This window comes from Micromonospora sagamiensis, from assembly GCF_014680085.1.
GTDB lineage: Bacteria > Actinomycetota > Actinomycetes > Mycobacteriales > Micromonosporaceae > Micromonospora > Micromonospora inyonensis.
In genome coordinates this window covers 3171204-3189396 of sequence record NZ_AP023438.1, presented here as the reverse complement: position 1 = coordinate 3189396, position 18193 = coordinate 3171204, and the positions used below count along the sequence as shown (strand labels likewise).

Below are 18193 nucleotides of genomic sequence, written 5' to 3'. Positions count from 1 at the left end.
CTAGGTTGTTCTCAGATTGAGTTGTTCTCTTATTGAGAGGAACAGGGTGGACGAGCAGGAGTTCCTGGCCGGGTACGACCCGTCGGCGTACCCGTCGGTCGCGGTGACCGTGGACGTGGTCGCGCTGACCATCCGCGAGGGTGCACTGCACCTGCTGCTGGTCCGGCGCGGTCAGCCGCCGTTCGCGGGGCACTGGGCGCTGCCCGGCGGCTTCGTCCAGCCGGACGAGGACCTGGCCACCGGCGCGCGCCGGGAACTGGCCGAGGAGACCGGGCTCGGCGACGACCGCATGCACCGCGTGCACCTCGAACAGCTCGGCAGCTACGGCGACCCGGGCCGGGACCCCCGGATGCGGATCGTCTCCGTCGCCCACCTGGCCTTCGCCCCCGACCTGCCCGACCCGGTCGCCGCCAGCGACGCCGCGGACGCGGCCTGGCTGCCGGTGGACGCGCTCGGTAACCGGCAGCTCGCCTTCGACCACGCCCGGATCGTCGAGGAGGGGCTGGAGCGGGCCCGCGCCAAGCTGGAGTACACCCCACTGGCGACCCGCTTCCTCGAACCCGAGTTCACCATCAGCGAGCTGCGCGGCGTCTACGAGACGGTCTGGGGGCACCCGCTGCACGCCGGCAACTTCCACCGCAAGGTGCTCTCCGTGCCGGGCTTCGTGGAGAGCACCGGCGCCACCACCGAGCGGGGCGGGGCCCGGGGTGGCCCGCGCGCGAAGCTCTACCGGGCCGGCGACGCCCGGCTGCTCCACCCGGCGCTGCTGCGCCCCGACCGGGAGGAGGAGGTCCGGTGAGGACGGAGGAGGCCATCCGCCTGGTCGCGGCGGCGCGCACCGACACCGACCTGTTCGGCACCGACGCGCCGGCCCACCGGTACCGCGAGCTGGTCGCCGCCCTGCACCCCGACCGGCTCGGCCGGGCCGACGACCGGGTACGCACCGCCGCCACCGACGCCTTCGTCCGGGTCACCACCCGCTGGCGGGCGACCACCCACGGCTCGGGGATCCTGCTCGGCGACTACCGGCTCGGCCGACTGGCGTATCCCGGTGACCTGGCCGACCTGTACGACGTCGGGGCGGACCGGCTGCTCAAGCTGCCCCGCCAACCCGGCGACAACGACCTGATGGCCCGCGAGGCACACGCCCTGCGCACCATCGAGGAGCGGGGCGACCCGCGCCACCTGCCGTACGTGCCCCGGCTGGTCGACTCGTTCCGGCACCGGGACGCGGCCACCGGCGCGGAGCGGCGGGTCAACGTGCTGGCCACCGTACCCGGGCTGCACAGCCTGGACGAGGTGCGCCGGGCGTACCCGGACGGGCTGGACGGCCGGGACGCGGCCTGGATGTGGCGGCGGCTGCTGGTCGCCCTCGGCCTGGCCCACCGGGCCGGCGTGGTGCACGGCGCGGTGCTCCCCCGGCACGTGTTGATCGAGCCGGACGCGCACGGCGTGGTGCTGGTCGACTGGTGCTTCTCGGCGGAGCCGGACACCGCCGTCCCGGCGCTCGTGCCCGGCTACGAGGACTGGTACCCGCAGGAGGTCACCACGAGGCAGCCCGGTGGGCCGGGCACCGACATCGCCATGGCTGCCCGCTGCATGACCTGGCTGATGGGGGGCCGTGCCCCCCGTGAACTGCTCGCCTTCGCCGAGGGCTGCCGGCACCGGTTCCTGCGGGCCCGGCCCGACGACGCCTGGCGACTGCTCGGCGAACTCGACGAGGTGCTGGAACGGCTCTACGGGCCGCGCACCTTCCGACCCTTCACCCTCAACCCCTAGGGAGGCTGCCATGGGCAGCGGAATCTGGTCCACCGACGTGTACGACGCCGCCGACCGCTACCGGAAGGCCACCGGGAAGAGCGCCTTCTCCTACAGCGACAGCGGGGCCCGCACCGTGCACCCCGACCTCGACCCGCGCGGGGCGAGCCGGGAGAGCCGCGACTCCGTCGATCACCCGCAGTCGACCCCCATCACGGTGCTGTTCGACGTGACCGGCTCGATGGGGCACGTGCCGCGCACCCTCCAGGCCAAGCTGCCTCAGCTGCTCGGGCTGCTGCTGCGCCAGGGCTACGCCCGTGACCCGCAGATCATGTTCGGCGCGATCGGGGACGCCACCTGCGACCGGGTGCCGTTGCAGGTCGGGCAGTTCGAGTCGGACAACCGGATGGACGACGACCTCGGCAAGATCGTGCTGGAGGGCGGCGGTGGCGGCCAGATGATGGAGTCGTACGAGCTGGCCATGTACTTCATGGCCCGGCACACGGTCACCGACTCGTGGGAGAAGCGCGGCCGGCGCGGCTACCTCTTCATCATCGGCGACGAGCTGGCCTACGGAAAGGTCAAGAACCGCGAGGTGGCCCGGGTGATCGGTGACGGCCTGGGCGAGGACGTGCCGCTGCGGCAGGTGGTCGACGAGGTGACCCGGCGCTGGGACACCTACTACCTCCTCCCGGCCGGCAGCCACTACTCGGGCAACCGGAAGGTGCTCGACTTCTGGCGCGACCTGCTCGGGCAGAACGCCGTCGAGCTGGACGACCTGGACGCGGTCTGCGAGACCATCGCGCTCACCGTCGGCCTCGGCGAGGAGGCCATCGACCTCGACGAGGGCCTGCGCGACCTGGACCGGCACGGGTCGAAGGCCACCCGAACGGTGTCGAAGGCGCTGGCCCGGGTCGGCGGTGGGCGGCGCACCGTGGTGTCGGCGCTGCCGGTGGCCACCATGCCGGTCGACCCGACCAGCGACCCTGCGCTGCCCGCGCCGCGCGGCGGCTCGACCGGAGGAGTCACCCGGCTGTGAACCACGTGATGGTGGTCGACCTCGGCTACGGGGACGCCGGCAAGGGCACCGTCGTGGACTGGCTCTGCGCGACCCGGCCGGTGCACACGGTGGTCCGGTTCAACGGGGGCGCGCAGGCGGCGCACAACGTGGTGCTCGCCGACGGCCGGCAGCACACGTTCGCGCAGTTCGGGGCGGGTACGTTCCGCCCCGGCGTACGGACCCACCTGTCCCGGCACGTGGTGGTGGACCCGTTGGCGCTGGCCGCCGAGGCCGACCACCTCACCTCGGTGGGGGTGCCGGACGCCCTCGACCGGCTCACCGTCGACGGCGAGGCGCTGCTCGCCACGCCGTACCACCGGGCCGCCAACCGGGCTCGCGAACTGGCCCGGGGAGCCGACCGGCACGGCTCCTGCGGGCTGGGGGTGGGTGAGGCCGTCGCGTACGGTCTCGCCCACCCCGACGAGGCACCCCGGGTGGCCGACTGCCACGACCCGGAGCTGCTGCGGCACCGGCTCACCCGGCTGCGGGACCGGTTGGCCGCCGAACTCGGCCCGTTGGACGCGCCGCCGGTCTCCGACTGTCTGCCGGCGTTCACCGGGTTCGCCGATCGGGTGGCGGTGGTCGACCGGTCCCACCTGGCCGGGGTGCTCCGGGCGGGCACCTGCGTCTTCGAGGGGGCGCAGGGGGTGCTGCTGGACGAGTGGCACGGCTTCCACCCGTACACGACGTGGAGCACCACCACCTTCGCCAACGCCGAGGCGCTGCTCGCCGAGGCGGGCCTGGCCGGCACCGCCCGGCGGCTGGGCGTGCTGCGCACCGTCACCACCCGGCACGGGCCGGGTCCGCTGGTCACCGAGGACCGGACGCTGGCGCTGACCGACCCGCGCAACCCGACCAACGCGTGGCAGGGCCGCTTCCGCTTCGGCCACTTCGACGCGGTCGCCCACCGGTACGCGCTCGACGTGGCCGGCGGGGTGGACGGGCTGGTCCTCACCCATCTGGACCTGGCCGACCGGGGGCTGCGGTTCTGCCGCCGGTACGAGACCGTGGACCGGCTGCCGGCCGGTCCGCCCGGCGACCTCGACCGGCAGGCCGCGCTCACCGCCCGCCTGCTGGCCGCCCGCCCGGTGTACGACACCGCGCCGGTCGACTGGGCGGCGGCGGTCGGCGACGCACTCGGCGCCCCGGTGGTGCTCACCTCGCACGGCCCCACCGCCGAGGACAAGCGACCGGTCACGCCCGCCGGGACCGGGCGGCCGGCGGTCGCGGTCGGGCGGTAGCCGTGCTCGCCGGTACCCACGGCGGGTACGGCGCGCGTCGTCACTCCACGGGCGGGCGCCAGGTCTCGCCGCGCAGCAGCTGGTCCGCACCGAGCCAGGCGATGTTCATCATCCGGGTGGCGGTCTTCGCCGGGTCCGCCTCGGGGTGGTCGGCGAGCCAGTCGGCCAGCGACTCGCTCGCGCCGACCAGGGCGTACGCGATCACCTCCAGGTCGATCTCGCGGACCTCGCGGCCCCGGGCGCGCAGGGCGTGGTCGAGCATGCCGGCGACCACCTCGACCATCCGACTGCGCATCACGGCCAGTTCCCCGGCGAACGGCTGCTCGCCCCGCGCCTGCCGGTAGAGCACGACCCAGCCGTCCCGGTGTGCGCCGACGAATCCGAAGAACGCCCGCAGTCCCCGCCAGAGCCGCTCGTCGGCCGGCAGGTCGGGGGCGGCGGCCCCGGCGATGGCCTCCACCATGCGGGTGCCCTCCCGGTGCAGACACGCGATGAAGAGCGCCTCCTTCGTCCCGAGGTACGCGTAGACCATCGGTTTCGAGATGCCGGCGTCCTCGGCGATCTCGTCCATGCTGGCGGCGTGGAAGCCCCGGCGGGAGAAGGCGCGGACGGCCGCGTCGAGCATCTGCTGCTCACGGACGGCCCGGGGCAGACGACGGAACGAGGGAGGGCTGGACACCTTGCGAGCATACCTACTCGTGCGTAAGGTTACGCCAGAGTAGGCAAATCTACCCGTGCGCCCCGACCCGACGCGCAACCCGCGCGGTGCGACGGGTGTCACGACGTCCGGAAGGTAACTCATGACTGACTTCGATCCGGCCACCTTCTCCTCGTACGGCCCCAAGGAGTTCGCCAAGCTCGTCAAGTCCACCCCGGACAAGAAGATCGCCGAGGTGATGTCGGGCGAGCTGCGGGGCAAGGTCCTCGACGAGGTGTTCAGCCGGATGCCGTCGCTGTTCCGCGCCGAGAAGGCGGGCTCCACCAACGCGGTGCTGCACTGGAACATCACCGGGCGTCCGGACGGCGGCTCCGACACGTACGAGGTCGTCATCGAGAACGGCGCCTGCACGGTCAACTCCACGCCGGAGCGGGAGCCGAAGCTGACCCTGACCCTCGGTCCGGTCGAGTTCCTCAAGATCGTCGCGGGTGCGGCCAACCCGGCCATGATGTTCATGACCGGCAAGCTGAAGGCCAAGGGCGACCTGGGCCTGGCTGCCAACATCCCCAACCTGTTCGACATCCCCAAGGGCTGACATGTCCGAGTTCTCGCTCGACCTGAACGAGGAACAGCGGGATCTCCGCGACTGGGTGCACGGCTTCGCCGCCGAGGTCGTGCGCCCGGCCGCGGCCGAGTGGGACGAGCGGGAGGAAACCCCGTGGCCGGTGATCCAGGAGGCGGCGAAGGTCGGCCTCTACGGCTTCGAGTTCCTCGTCACCTGCTTCGGCGACCCCACCGGCCTCTCTCTCCCGATCGCCAGCGAGGAACTCTTCTGGGGTGACGCCGGCATCGGGCTGAGCATCTTCGGCACCTCCCTCGCCGTCGCCGCCATCTACGGCTCCGGCACCCCCGACCAGCTCGTCGAGTGGGTGCCCCAGTGCTTCGGCGACCCGGAGTCCCCGGCCGTCGCCGCGTTCTGCTCCACCGAACCCGAGGCCGGCTCCGACGTCGGCGCGATGCGCACCCGGGCCACCTACGACGAGGCACGCGACGAGTGGGTGCTGCGCGGGCAGAAGGCGTACGCCACCAACGGCGGGATCGCCGGGGTGCACGTGGTCACCGCGTCGGTCGCCCCCGAACTGGGCTCGCGCGGGCAGGCCGCGTTCGTCGTACCGCCGGGCACGAAAGGGCTGCACGCCACCCGCAAGCTGCGCAAGCTCGGCCTGCGCGCGTCGCACACCGCCGACGTCTTCCTCGACGAGGTACGCGTACCCGGCCGCTGCCTGCTCGGCGGACGGGAGGCACTGTCGACGCGCCTCGACCGCGCCCGTGCCGGCCAACGCGCCTCCGGCCAGGCGGCGATGCGTACCTTCGAGCTGTCCCGGCCGACGGTCGGCGCGCAGGCGATCGGGGTGGCCCGCGCCGCCTACGAGTACGCCCTGGACTACGCGAAGACCCGGGTCCAGTTCGGCCGGCCGATCATCGAGAACCAGGCGGTCGCGTTCGCGCTGGCCGACATGAAGATGGAGATCGACGCGGCCCGGCTGCTGGTGTGGCGGGCGTCCTGGATGGGACGCAACGAGAAACCGTTCGCCGCCGGGGAGGGCTCGATGTCCAAGCTGAAGGCGGGCGAGGTGGCCGTCGCGGTCACCGAGAAGGCGGTGCAGCTGCTCGGCGGGGCCGGGTTCCTCCGCGACCACCCGGTCGAACGCTGGTACCGGGACGCCAAGATCTACACCATCTTCGAGGGGACGTCGGAGATCCAGCGGCTGGTGATCGCCCGCGCCATCTCCGGTATGCAGGTGCGCTGACCAGCTGCGGGCGTGGGCGGGGCGGTCCGGTGTGGTGGTAGCAGGGGACCCCTCCTCATCACAATGCGGTAGCAGGGGACCCCTCCTACCACCCGGCCCGGGGCGGCAGCACCACGGCAGCGCACCGCACCACGGCAGCACCACGCACCACGCACCACGCAGCGCACGGCGGAAGGCAGCACAGCGCAGGGCGGAGCAGCGTCGGAAGGGAGCCGGGATGGGACTGCCGTTCGTCATCGCCACGCTGGCTCGGCGGGGGTTGCTCGCGCCCGGCGGCCCGGTCCGGGTCGCCGCCCAGCTCAACGCGCTACGCCGGTGGGGCTTCAGCCTCGCCGGCGAGCTGCGCCAGGCCGCCGCCCGGGACCCGGACCGAACCGCTGTCGTCGACGAGCACGGCACGTGCACCAGCTACGCGACCCTGCTCGACCGGTCCGAGCGACTGGCCCGGGGGCTGCGGTCGGGGCTCGGGGTGCGCGGCGGGGACCGGGTGGGAGTGCTCTGCCGCAACCATTCCGGCCTGATCGAGACCATGGTGGCGACCACCCTGCTCGGCGCGGACGCGGTCCTGGCCAACACCGGGCTCTCCGCCGGCCAGTTGGCCACCGTCGCCGAGGAGCAGCGGCTGCGGGTGCTGGTGCACGACACCGAGTTCGCCGACCGGGTCCTCGACCTCCCCGCCGGGGTGCGGCGGGTCGACGAACGGGGACACGCGGACCTGGTCACCGGGGCGATGCCGGGCACCCTCGTCCCGCCGGCCCGGGGCGGGCGGACCATCGTGTTGACCTCCGGCACCACCGGCACGCCGAAGGGGGCCCGGCGGCCCACCCCGAACGGCTTCGGGCCGCTGGTGTCGATCATCGACCGGATCCCGCTGCGGGTCCACGACCGCGTCATGATCGCCGCGCCGCTCTTCCACACCTGGGGGTACGCCGCCCTCCAGGTCTCCTTCGCGCTGCGCGCCACCATCGTGCTGCACCGCCGGTTCGACCCGGCCGCGGCGGTGACCGCCCTCACCCGGCAGCACTGCGACGCGCTGTTCGCCGTACCGGTGATGCTGCAACGGCTGCTGGAGGTCCCGCCGCCCCGGCCCCGCCCGCCGCTGCGGGTGGTGGCGGTGAGCGGCTCGGCGCTGCCCGGCGCGCTGTCCCACGCCTTCATGGACGTCTACGGCGACGTCCTCTACAACCTGTACGGCTCCACCGAGGTCTCCTGGGCCTCCATCGCCACCCCCGCCGACCTGCGCGCCCACCCGAATACGGCGGGTCGGCCGCCGCACGGCACCCGGGTGACGGTCGTCGACGCCGCCGGACGGCCGCTGCCACCGGGCCGGGTGGGGCGGATCCTCGTCGGCAACGAGATGCTCTTCGAGGGGTACACCTCCGGTGCCGGCCGCGAGCGCCACGACGGCCTGCTCGACACCGGCGACCTGGGACGGCTCGACACCGACGGGCGGCTCTTCGTCGACGGCCGCGCCGACGACATGATCGTCTCGGGTGGGGAGAACGTCTTCCCGTCCGAGGTGGAGGATCTGCTCGCCCGCCTCCCCCAGGTACGCGAGGTCGCGGTGATCGGTGTCCCCGACGACGAGTACGGGCAGCGCCTCGCCGCCTTCCTCAGCCTGCACCCCGGCGAGCACCTCGACCCGGAGGCGGTACGCGAGCACGTCCGGCAGCACCTCGCCCGGTTCTCCGTCCCCCGGGACGTGAGATTCGTCGCGGCGCTGCCCCGAAACGCCACCGGTAAGGTCGTGACCAGGGAACTTCGTCATCCTCTCGACTGATCGCCGGGCACTCCGTCCACAGTGGTATTTTCGGTCGCCTTCCTCCCCCCGTCCGGAAATGTCCAGGAGCTGCCATGGCAGGAGTTCGCCGCCGTCGTGCCCTCGGTCTGCTCGCGCTCGGCGCGTCCGCGGCGACCGCTGGCGCCCTCTGGCCCACGGCGGCGACCAGCGACCGGCGGGTCGTCCCGAGCCGGTTCGGCTCGGCTCCCACCGGTCCCGTCGCGTCCCCCACCGGTCCCGTCCCGATCGTCCGGGAGAACCAGGCCCCCGGCAGCACCTGGCCGCCCGGCGACAGCGGGCGACCGCCCGTCGACGACCGCCGTCGGCAGATCCAGGGGTACGCCTCGGCGACCAGCGTCGCCCACGGCGAGACCATCGATTTCCACGTCACGGTCGACCCGGCCGGGCCGTACAAGATCACGATCGTCCGACTCGGCTGGTACGGCGGGGCCAGCGCCCGGGAGCTGTTGACCAGCCCCGAGCTGACCGGCGGGCCGCAACCGGTGCCCACCCCCGACCCGCGGACCGGGGCGCTGGCCTGCCGCTGGCCGGTCTCCTGGACGCTGCGCGTCCCCGACGACTGGACCTCCGGGCTCTACCAGGCGATCTTCACCTCGGCCGAGGGCTGGCGCGGGTACGCGCCCTTCGTGGTACGCGACGACCGTCGGGCCGCCGCGCTCTGCGTGGTGGTGCCGTTCTCCACCTACCAGGCGTACAACCTGTGGCCGCTCGACGGGACGACCGGCCGGAGCCTCTACTACGGCTACCGCGACGGGGTGCTGGACTACGAACGGCGCGCCTTCGACGTCTCCTACGACCGTCCGTACGCGGGTGACGGCTGGCCGAAGCACCTCGACCGCGACCAGGACTTCATCCGGTGGGCGGAACGGCAGGGCTACGACCTGTCGTACGCCACCACCGAGGACCTGCACAGCGGGCGGCTCGACCCGACCCGGCACCGGGGCGTCGTGTTCTGCGGCCACGACGAGTACTGGTCGAGGCCGATGCGGGTCGCGGCGGAACGCGCGGTGGCGGCCGGCACCAGCCTGGCCTTCCTCGCCGCCAACAGCGTCTACTGGCACATCCGGCTGAAGCCGTCCACCGACGGGCGACCCGACCGGCTGGTCACCTGCTACAAGACGGACCCGGACCCGGAGGCGGACGCCGCCGGACCGACGACCCACTGGCGTAACGTCGCCCCGGACGGCAGCGACGCCGAGCAGGGCCTGCTCGGAATCCAGTACAACGGCATCGTCCCCACCCCGCAGCCGCTGGTGGTCGCCTCGGCCGGGCACTGGTTCTGGGCCGGCAGCGGGGTGACCGACGGCGACCGGATCCCCGGTCTGGTCGGCGGGGAGGCCGACGGTGTCGTCCCCGGGAACCCGAGGCCCACCGGGGTCACCGGGGTCACCCTCGGCACCGCCGGCTACCGGACGCGGTACAAGCAGCAGCGGGTGCAGAACACCCACCTCTACGAGACGCCGCAGGGTGGCGTGGTCTTCGCCGCCGGGACGCTGTTCTGGACGATGGCGCTGAACCGTGCCGGGCACCGCGACGAACGGGTCGAGCGGGCCACCGCCAACCTGCTGGAGCGGATGGCCCGCTCCCGGTGAACCGGTCGGGGTGGCCACGCGCCACCCCGCGTCCCGGTGCGGAATCGCCCGCTCAGGCCGGCAGGGTGACGGCTCCACGCACCGCCGCGTCGGCGATGTCCCGCCGGTGGTGCGAGCCGGGCAACTCCACGCCCGCGACCAGCGCGTACGCGGCGTCCCGCGCGGCGGCCAGGTCCGGGCCGGTGGCCGTGGCGCAGAGGACCCGGCCGCCGGCGGAGACCAACGCGCCGTCGGCGGCCCGGCGGGCGGTGCCGGCGTGGATGACGCCTGGACGCTCCGCGCCGGTGATCACGTCGCCGGTCCGGGGCGTGCCCGGGTAGTTCGCTGCGGCCAGCACCACGGTCACCGCGGCCCCGTCGCGCCAACGCAGCGGCGGGTGTGCCGCGAGCGAGCCGGTTGCCGCCGCGTGCAGCAGCCCGCCGAGCGGCGACTCCAGCAGGGCGAGCACCACCTGGGTCTCCGGGTCGCCGAACCGGGCGTTGAACTCGATCACCCGGGGGCCGGCGGCGGTGATCGCCAGGCCGACGTAGAGGAGACCGGCGAACGGGGTGCCCCGGCGGCGCATCTCCGCCAGCGTCGGGTGCACCACCTCCCGCATCACCTGGTCGACCAGGTCGGACGGGGTCCAGGGCAGTGGTGCGTAGGCACCCATGCCTCCGGTGTTGGGGCCGGAGTCGCCGTCGCCGACCCGCTTGAAGTCCTGTGCCGGCAGCAGCGGCACCGCCGCCTCGCCGTCGGTCACCACGAAGAGCGACACCTCGGGTCCGGCGAGGTACTCCTCGACCACCACCCGGCCGCACTCGGCGGCGTGGGCCAGCGCGGCGGTCCGGTCGTCGGTCACCACGACACCCTTGCCGGCGGCGAGCCCGTCGTTCTTCACCACGTACGGCGGCCCGAACTCGTCCAGCGCGCGGGCGGTGCCCGCCTCGTCGGTGCAGGTGTACGCGCGGGCGGTGGGCACCCCGGCGGCGGTCATCACGTCCTTGGCGAACGCCTTCGACCCCTCCAGACGGGCGGCCTCGGCGGACGGCCCGAAGCAGGCGACGCCCTTGGCGCGGACCGCGTCGGCGACCCCGGCGACCAGGGGCGCCTCCGGCCCGATCACCACCAGGTCGACGCCCTCGTCGACGGCCAGCCCGGCCACCGCCGCCGGATCCGCGGTGTCGACCTGCCGAAGCTCGGCCACACCCGCGATGCCCGGATTGCCCGGTGCCGCGATCAGTCGCTCGACGGACGGATCAGCCGCCAACCCGAGCGCCAACGCGTGTTCCCGCCCACCCGATCCCACAAGAAGTACCCGCACAGGCCCCGATCCTACCGACCCCCGCACCGACCTTCGTTGATCATGAAGTCGGCCGGGATGCGGATCTCAGTTCCGGCCGCTGCCCACACCCTGTGGACAACCCGCACCGCCCTGTGGACAACACCCCCGCCCCGCCCGGTCGGCAAGGACTGCGGCGGGGCGGTGGCCTCCCCGTCGCCCTCCCGATCCGGGCGGACGAGCGGGGCCGAAGGTCAGGGCAGGAGGGGGTGGCGGTGGACGTTCTCCTCGCGACCGGGGCCGACGCCGACCACGCTGACCCGGGTGCCGCAGAGTTCCTCGATCCGGGCGATGTACCGGCGGGCGTTCTCCGGCAGCTCGTCCTCGGTCCGGGCCTTGGTGATGTCCTCCCACCAGCCGTCGAGCTCCTCGTAGACGGGAGTCGCGTGGTGGAAGTCGGTCTGCGTCATCGGCATGTCGTCGTACCGCTTGCCGTTGATGTCGTACCCGACGCAGATCGGCACCTTCGGCAGGCCGGTGAGCACGTCCAGCTTGGTGACGACCAGGTCGGTGACCCCGTTGAGACGGCAGGCGTACCGGGCGACCACCGCGTCGAACCAGCCGCACCGGCGCTCCCGGCCGGTGGTGGTGCCGTACTCGTGGCCGACCTTGCGCAGGTGCTGGCCGTTGTCGTCGAAGAGTTCGGTCGGGAACGGCCCGGAGCCGACCCGGGTGGTGTACGCCTTGCTCACCGCGATCACCTTGGTGATGGCGGTCGGCGGGATGCCCGCGCCCACGCACGCCCCGCCGGCCGTCGGATTCGACGAGGTCACGAAGGGGTAGGTGCCGTGGTCCATGTCGAGCATGGTGGCCTGGGCACCCTCCAGCAGCACCGTCTCGCCCCGGTCCAGGGCGTCCCAGAGCATCACCCGGGTCTCGGCGATGTACGGGCGCAGCCGCTCGGCGTAGGCGAGGTACTCCTCGACGGTGGCCTCGACGTCGATCGCCTTGCGGTTGTAGACCTTGAACAGGATCTGGTTCTTCTCGCGCAGCGCCAGTTCGAGCTTCTTGTGCAGGATGCCCGGGTCCAGCAGGTCCTGGAGGCGGATGCCCATCCGGGCGACCTTGTCGCCGTACGCCGGGCCGATGCCCCGGCCGGTGGTGCCGATCCGGGACGAGCCGAGGTACCGCTCGACCACCCGGTCCAGCGCCCGGTGGTGCGGCATGATCAGGTGCGCGTCGCCGGAGATCCGCAGGCGGGAGACGTCGACGCCCCGCTCGGCCAGCCCGTCGATCTCGGCGAGCAGGACCTTCGGGTCGACCACCACGCCGTTGCCGATCACGATCATCGCGCTCGGGGAGAGCGCCCCGCTCGGCATCAGGTGCAGGGCGTACTTCTGGCCGTCGGGCGTGATCACCGTGTGCCCGGCGTTGTTGCCGCCGGAGTACCGCACGACGTAGTCGACCCGCTCACCCAGCAGGTCGGTAACCTTGCCCTTGCCCTCGTCGCCCCACTGAGCACCGAGGAGCACGATCGCTGGCATCTTCACCGCCTCCAGGGGGCTCGGGTGCCAGGTGGCGACCGCGTGGCGAGCCCGAGGTGTCAGGCTAACAAGTGGTGGAGGCGCAGCCGGCAGGGGCTGCGCGACGAGGCAGGAGGCCCTCTTCCGTGTACGACGTGGTGCTGCTCACCCTCGGCTCGGAGCGCGACGCCGCCGGTGCGTGCGGCAGCGGTGGCGGCTGCTGCGGAGCCGGCGGGAAGACCGCAACCGAACCGGCCGAGCACTGCGCGCCGGAGTCCGCCGAACGCTGCGAGACACCGCGCGTACCGGTGTTGGCCTGCGCGGACGCGCTGACCGAGCGGGGTGCGCGGGCGGAGGCGGTCACCGCCCGTTCGGACGCGGAGATCGACGAGGTGCTGGCCCGGCTCGACGCCCCGGCGCGGCCCGACGGCCTCACCTGGCCCGACCCGGACTCGAAGACCCGGCTGATCGTCGCCACGGCCAGCGACGCCCAGTTGCGCGCCGTCGTGCGCCGGCTCGTCCGGCGGTACGCCCCACCGCCCAGCCGCCGCCCAGTCGACCTGGCCGGCAACCGTACGGTGCCGGACCTGCCCCCGATCGGTGTCCTGCCGCTCGATCCGGCCCGGGCCACGGGGCAGCGTGACCTCGCGGCGCGGCTCGGGCTGCCCCGGGACCCGGCGGCGGTGGCGGTCGCGGTGCTGGACGGCACGGTGCGCCGCCTCGACCTGCTGCGCAACGACGGCGGTTCGGTGACCCTGGACGGGGCGCTGCTGGGCGCCTCGGACTTCTCCGGCCGACCGCTCTACTGGCGGGGGCGGGTGGAGGTGGACGACGCCGTCCTCACCTCGGGCGACGACCCCCTGCTGGCCTGCGCGATCGGCAACGCCGGCGGGTACGCCCGACTCGACGGTCTCCCCCTGCTCACCGATCCGGACCCGACCGACGGCGTGGTCGAGGTGGCGGTGGCCGTTCCCGTGGTGGCCCGCAGCCTGTTGGGCCGGAAGCGGGTCCGGTTCGAGGTACGCCGGGCCCGGGGCCGGGCGGTCGCCGTCGTGCCCCGCGACGAGCGGGTCCCGTACCTCGACGACGGCGTCGAGGGTGAGTTGAACCGGAAGCGGTCGTGGTGGACCGAGCCGGGAGCGTGGGCGGTCTACACGGCCTGATCGCCCGGTTCGGCACCGGATGGGCGACTTCCAGGGCCTATCCTCGGCAGGAGGATGGGGGGAGGAACCGTGGTGCACGAGAACGCCGACCGGGTCCGTCTGCCGGTTCAGCAGGGGGGACCGGTACCCGAACGGGACATCGAACCGCTGTGGCCGCCGGATGCGGTGCGGCCCGACGTCGACCCCGTGACCAGCACTCCCGACCGGCACTGGGCGCCGCCGGAGGTTCCGGCAACAGCGGTCCCGGCCCCGGTCTCCGGTGGACCGGTCCCCCGTCCGGAGTCCCGGCCGGCGAACGGCGACGCCGCCACGGTGGACGACCCGACGATCTGGGCACCGGACGGACATCCCGGCTGGCCGCCGGTCCAGGCGTCGACCGCCACCCCGCTCGGCCCAGCCCCGCCCGACGGCGCTCCGGTCAGCGCCGCTCCGGGCGACGACGCCCCGGGCGAGGCCGCTCCGGTCGAGGCCGCCCCGGTCGACGACGCTCCGCCCGACGCCGCTCCGGTCGAGGCCGCTCCGGTCGAGGCCGCTCCGGTCGGCCGAGCACTTGGTGGGGCCGACGGCGCTCCGATCAGTGGCGGTGACCAGGGGCCGGACGTTTTGGCTGCCGCTGACGGCGGCCCGGCGAACCCCGCTTCCCCGGGTATGGCCACCGACGACAACCACGTCGACACGCCCCGCCCGACGGGCGGGTCACGGCCGCAGGCGGACTCGCCGTGGGCCCACCCGCCACAGCGGACGCACGGCACACCGGTCGAATCCGTCCCGCCGCCGGTGCCCCGTCAACAGCCGGCCGGAAGCGGCGGTGTCCCGGGCTGGTACCCGTTGCCCGCGCCCCCGACGAGCGGCGACCCGCCCGTCGACGCCCCGGCCGAACCCGACGACGTCCCGTCGACGGCCGGCGAAGGTCCGGCAGCGGACAACGCTCCGCCGCCGACGGCCGAGGCGGTGGGGCCGGTGGACACCGGGCCGCCGGCCGGCGGTGTCGGGCCGGCTACCGGCCCGACCTGGGCCAACGTGCAGGCCAGCCCACCGGGCGGGGCATACCCGGGCCACGGTGGTTCCACCCTCACACCGGCCGGCGACGCGTCTCCGGCCGGTGGTACGCCTCCGGCCGGCTGGGCACCGCTGCCGGCCGCGCCGGCGCCCGGCTGGCCGACGAGCGGCGGTTGGGCCACGGCCTCCTCGCCCGAGCCGACGACACCGGGAACGCCGGGCCAGCAGTGGGATGCGGGGCAGCCTCGGACCGGCCTCCCGTACCCGGCCACCGGCCAGCCCGGCGCGACCGCGCAGTACCCGGCCTCCGCCGGAATCGCGGCGGAGACCGCTCCGCCCCGGGTGCCGACAGCACCCGCGAGCTACTCCGAACCGCTCTGGTCCGACGGCGCGACGCCGACCGCCGAGGACTTCGCCCGGCGACGACAGGCTCGGCCCGCCGACCCGGTGGCGACCATGGGCGTACGGGCCGTGCTGAACCGGACGACCCTGGGGCTGGTCAAGCTTCCGCCGGGCCGGCACGAGCAGGAGGTCAAGCACGACATCGAGATGGTCCGCCGCAACTTCGGCGGCCTCCGTCAGGTGACCGTCGTCAACCCGAAGGGCGGTGCCGGCAAGACCGTGGCGATCCTGCTGCTCGCGATGACCTTCGGTCAGAAGCGCGGCGGCTACGTCCTGGCCTGGGACAACAACGAGACCCAGGGCACGCTGGGCATGCGGGCCCAGCAGGACTTCCACGCCCGGACGGTCCGGGACATGCTGCGTGACCTCGCCCAGTTCCAGGGCGCGCACGGGCGGGTCGGCGACCTGTCGCAGTACGTCCGTTCCCAGGGCGAGGGAATGTTCGACGTGCTGGCCTCGGACGAGTCGGCGACCGGCGGTGAGATGCTGACCGCCTCGGCGTTCGCCGAGATCCGGGACGTGGTGAGCCGGTTCTACAAGCTGATCTTCGTGGACACCGGGAACAACGTCCGGGCGCAGAACTGGCAGGCCGCGATGGACGCGACCGACCAACTGGTGGTCACCATGTCCGCCCGGAACGACTCGGCGGAGACCGCCGCGCGGATGCTCGACCACCTGGAGCAGAGCGGGCGGCAGCGGCTGGTCCGGCAGGCGGTGACGGTGGTGTCGATGCCGCCGTCCCGGAAGGAGATCGACCTGCCGGCGATCCAGGAGCACTTCGCCGCCCGGACCAGGGCGGTGCTGCTCGCGCCGTACGAGCGGTTGATCGACACCGGCGAGCCGATCCGGTACGGGCAGCTCTCCTCGGCGACCCGGGACGCCTGGCTCAAGATCGCAGCCGCAGTCGCCGAAGGGCTCTGAGCATCAACGCTTCACCCGCGCCGGGTGCCTGCAGGGGTCCCCTGCTACTCAAAATGCGGTAGCAGGGGACCCCTGCTACCGCCTCAGTCGCTGGCCAGGGCGTCCCCGGCGGCCGGGTCGCAGTCGCGGAGGAACTGGGCGCAGCGGGCCGCCTCGTCCGCCTCGCCGATCTCGTCGGCCGCCCGGGAAAGCACGTACAGGCAGCGCAGGAAGCCACGGTTCGGCTCGTGCGACCACGGCACCGGACCGTGCCCCCGCCAGCCGTTACGACGGAGCTGGTCCAGCCCTCGGTGGTACCCGGTTCGGGCGAACGCGTACGCCGGGACGACCTGGCCCTGCGCGAACGCCCGGGTGGCCAGTGTGGCCCAGCCGGCGCTGAAGGTCGGGAAGCGGGCGGCCACCTCGGCGTACGCCTCGTCGGTGTCCGCCTCGGCAGCGGCGGCCAGTGCGGCCTCGGCCTCGTCGTGGACGGGCAGGAGCGTGGCCGGCGGCTCAGGCAAGAGGTTCTGCATCGCCCCATTCAACCCGCTTCGGCGATCGGCCCGCGAGGGGGTCCGCCCAGGTCGTCGGCTGAACGGCTGAGCCCTGGCCACGCCTGTGGCCAATGTCAACCAGTGTTCACCTCGACTACAAATGATGTTCCGGAGCCTCCCCAGGAACCGGTTTCACGAGAGCCCGGTGACCCTGGTCGCCGGGCTCTCGCCGGTGCGGGTGACGGCACCGGTGGTTTCGCCGGTTGACCGGGCTGGGCAGGATGATCGCGTGCCGACCCCACCCCCCGCGGACGTCATCGAGCCGCACACCGCCCCTGACGAGATCGAGACCCGCACCGCCTTCGACCAACGGCTCGCCACCGGCAGCCTGGCCGGGCTCACCGTGCAGGGACTTCGGCTCGACCTGTCCCCCGTCCCCGATCTGACCGGCACCGACGTAGCCGGAACGCTCTTCGTCGGCTGCCGGTTCGCCTCCCGCGAGGTCGGCGCGGACCTGGTCCGACGCGGCGCGAACGTGGTGCCGCCCTTCTCCGGGCTGCCCTACCCGACCCAGCCGTCGCATCTCTACATCCCTGAGGAGCTGGCCGCCGGCTTCGCCGAGGGTGGCTTCGCCGGCATGTACGACACCCGGGTGTACGAGCACTTCCGGGCGCACGGCGGCGCGCTGCCGGACGTGAAGGAGGCGCTCGGCCAGCGGCTGCACGACCACGGCGTGGACAACGCGCTGGCCGACGCGACCCGCGCCTGGCTCGCCACGCACGGGCCGCAGTCGGTGGTGGGCGTCATGGGCGGACACGCGGTGGCGCGCGGCAGCGTGCCGTACCGGATGGCGGCGATGCTCGGCTGGGAGCTGGCGCGGGCCGACCGGTTGATCGTCACCGGCGGCGGGCCGGGGGTGATGGAAGCGGCGAACCTCGGCGCGTTCCTCGCCTCCCACCCGGCGGAGGCGCTGGCGGCGGCGATCGACCTGCTCGCCACCGCACCGGACTTCACCGACCACGACCGGTACACGGCGGTGGCGCTCGAGGTGCGCCAGCGGTTCGCGCCGGCCGAGACGCTGCCCCGCTCACCCGGCGAACTCTCCAGCCTGGACTGGGCCCGCACCGGTGGGCTGGCCATCCCCACCTGGCTGTACGGGCACGAACCGGCGAACCTCTTCGCCGGGAAGATCGCCAAGTACTTCTCGAACGCGATCCGGGAGGACACCATCCTGCGGCTCGCGCGGGGCGGGATCGTCTTCGCGCCCGGCCGGGCCGGCACCGTGCAGGAGGTCTTCCAGGCGGCGACGAAGACGTTCTACGGCACCGACGGGGCCAGCGGCGCGTACGTCTTCCTGGACCGGGAGTACTGGACCCGGGAGCTGCCGGTGGAGTCGTTGCTGCGTCCGCTGCTGGCCGCGTCGCCGTTCGGGGACCTCTCCGGCACCATCCACCTCACCGACGACGTCGCCGAGGCGGCGCGCGCGCTGATCGGCGCTCCCGCCTGAGGTGTGAGCAGGGGCCCCTTGTT

General features: G+C 73.6%; 15 protein-coding genes. 11 read left to right on the top strand and 4 right to left on the bottom strand.

Annotated features, from left to right (window positions below; genetic code table 11):
• Positions 1–46 precede the first annotated feature (46 nt).
• Genes IGA62_RS13900 through IGA62_RS13885 form a run of 4 tightly spaced genes read left to right on the top strand, consistent with a single transcriptional unit; the run spans position 47 to position 4059 of the window.
• Positions 47–799 (top strand): NUDIX hydrolase, encoded by a 753-nt coding sequence (locus tag IGA62_RS13900; RefSeq protein WP_145821038.1) that lies wholly within the window; start codon positions 47–49, stop codon positions 797–799.
• The gene (locus IGA62_RS13895) at positions 796–1779 is read left to right on the top strand and encodes a serine/threonine-protein kinase (RefSeq protein ID WP_145821040.1); all 984 of its coding nucleotides are present in this window, start codon (positions 796–798) and stop codon (positions 1777–1779) included. The genes IGA62_RS13900 and IGA62_RS13895 overlap by 4 nt, the downstream gene beginning before the upstream one ends.
• Positions 1780–1789: 10 nt before the next feature.
• Positions 1790–2797, top strand: a complete 1008-nt coding sequence (locus IGA62_RS13890; RefSeq protein ID WP_145821041.1) for a hypothetical protein — start codon at positions 1790–1792, stop codon at positions 2795–2797.
• On the top strand, positions 2794–4059 hold the full coding sequence (locus IGA62_RS13885) for an adenylosuccinate synthetase (protein ID WP_145821042.1): 1266 nt from the start codon (positions 2794–2796) through the stop codon (positions 4057–4059). The genes IGA62_RS13890 and IGA62_RS13885 overlap by 4 nt, the downstream gene beginning before the upstream one ends.
• Before the next feature lie 40 nt (positions 4060–4099).
• Here IGA62_RS13885 and IGA62_RS13880 read toward each other — a convergent pair whose 3' ends face one another.
• Entirely contained in the window at positions 4100–4738 is a 639-nt protein-coding gene (locus IGA62_RS13880; RefSeq protein WP_145821043.1) for a TetR/AcrR family transcriptional regulator, read from the bottom strand.
• A 121-nt stretch (positions 4739–4859) separates the two neighbouring features.
• Between IGA62_RS13880 and IGA62_RS13875 the strand changes: the two genes are divergently transcribed.
• The 4 genes from IGA62_RS13875 to IGA62_RS13860 all read left to right on the top strand — a co-directional run bounded on the left by IGA62_RS13875 (position 4860) and on the right by IGA62_RS13860 (position 9921).
• On the top strand, positions 4860–5312 hold the full coding sequence (locus tag IGA62_RS13875; RefSeq protein ID WP_145821044.1) for an SCP2 sterol-binding domain-containing protein: 453 nt from the start codon (positions 4860–4862) through the stop codon (positions 5310–5312).
• Position 5313: 1 nt separating this feature from the next.
• Complete coding sequence (locus IGA62_RS13870) at positions 5314–6528, top strand: acyl-CoA dehydrogenase family protein (RefSeq protein ID WP_145821046.1); 1215 nt, start codon at positions 5314–5316, stop codon at positions 6526–6528.
• 217 nt (positions 6529–6745) lie between these two features.
• Positions 6746–8308, top strand: a complete 1563-nt coding sequence (locus tag IGA62_RS13865) for an AMP-binding protein (protein ID WP_145821048.1) — start codon at positions 6746–6748, stop codon at positions 8306–8308.
• 74 nt (positions 8309–8382) lie between these two features.
• The gene (locus IGA62_RS13860) at positions 8383–9921 is read left to right on the top strand and encodes a N,N-dimethylformamidase beta subunit family domain-containing protein (protein ID WP_145821050.1); all 1539 of its coding nucleotides are present in this window, start codon (positions 8383–8385) and stop codon (positions 9919–9921) included.
• 52 nt (positions 9922–9973) lie between these two features.
• Here IGA62_RS13860 and purD read toward each other — a convergent pair whose 3' ends face one another.
• Entirely contained in the window at positions 9974–11224 is a 1251-nt protein-coding gene (purD, locus tag IGA62_RS13855) for a phosphoribosylamine--glycine ligase (protein WP_145821052.1), read from the bottom strand.
• Positions 11225–11436: 212 nt separating this feature from the next.
• Positions 11437–12726: an adenylosuccinate synthase gene (locus IGA62_RS13850; RefSeq protein ID WP_091458801.1), complete on the bottom strand. Its 1290-nt coding sequence runs from the start codon at positions 12724–12726 to the stop codon at positions 11437–11439.
• Between the two features lie 125 nt (positions 12727–12851).
• Between IGA62_RS13850 and IGA62_RS13845 the strand changes: the two genes are divergently transcribed.
• On the top strand, positions 12852–13868 hold the full coding sequence (locus IGA62_RS13845) for a diacylglycerol kinase family protein (RefSeq protein ID WP_145821054.1): 1017 nt from the start codon (positions 12852–12854) through the stop codon (positions 13866–13868).
• Between the two features lie 54 nt (positions 13869–13922).
• Positions 13923–16190 carry a MinD/ParA family ATP-binding protein gene (locus IGA62_RS13840; protein WP_232625004.1) on the top strand — a complete coding sequence of 756 codons (2268 nt, stop codon included), beginning with the start codon at positions 13923–13925 and terminating at the stop codon, positions 16188–16190.
• A gap of 83 nt (positions 16191–16273) precedes the next feature.
• Here IGA62_RS13840 and IGA62_RS13835 read toward each other — a convergent pair whose 3' ends face one another.
• Positions 16274–16702, bottom strand: a complete 429-nt coding sequence (locus tag IGA62_RS13835; protein WP_145821056.1) for a DUF3151 domain-containing protein — start codon at positions 16700–16702, stop codon at positions 16274–16276.
• A 250-nt stretch (positions 16703–16952) separates the two neighbouring features.
• Here IGA62_RS13835 and IGA62_RS13830 point away from each other — a divergent pair, with 250 nt between their 5' ends.
• A complete protein-coding gene (locus tag IGA62_RS13830; RefSeq protein WP_186500076.1) occupies positions 16953–18170 on the top strand; it encodes an LOG family protein in 1218 nt (405 codons plus the stop codon).
• Positions 18171–18193: the final 23 nt, after the last annotated feature.

Bases quoted from the DNA above. Each gene is read 5' to 3' on its own strand.
- IGA62_RS13890 (WP_145821041.1), top strand. From the start codon at position 1,790: ATGGGCAGCGGAATCTGGTCCACCGACGTGTACGACGCCGCCGACCGC.
- IGA62_RS13875 (WP_145821044.1), top strand. From the start codon at position 4,860: ATGACTGACTTCGATCCGGCCACCTTCTCCTCGTACGGCCCCAAGGAG.
- IGA62_RS13870 (WP_145821046.1), top strand. From the start codon at position 5,314: ATGTCCGAGTTCTCGCTCGACCTGAACGAGGAACAGCGGGATCTCCGC.
- IGA62_RS13865 (WP_145821048.1), top strand. From the start codon at position 6,746: ATGGGACTGCCGTTCGTCATCGCCACGCTGGCTCGGCGGGGGTTGCTC.
- IGA62_RS13860 (WP_145821050.1), top strand. From the start codon at position 8,383: ATGGCAGGAGTTCGCCGCCGTCGTGCCCTCGGTCTGCTCGCGCTCGGC.
- IGA62_RS13850 (WP_091458801.1), bottom strand. From the start codon at position 12,726: ATGCCAGCGATCGTGCTCCTCGGTGCTCAGTGGGGCGACGAGGGCAAG.
- IGA62_RS13840 (WP_232625004.1), top strand. From the start codon at position 13,923: ATGGGGGGAGGAACCGTGGTGCACGAGAACGCCGACCGGGTCCGTCTG.
- IGA62_RS13835 (WP_145821056.1), bottom strand. From the start codon at position 16,702: ATGCAGAACCTCTTGCCTGAGCCGCCGGCCACGCTCCTGCCCGTCCAC.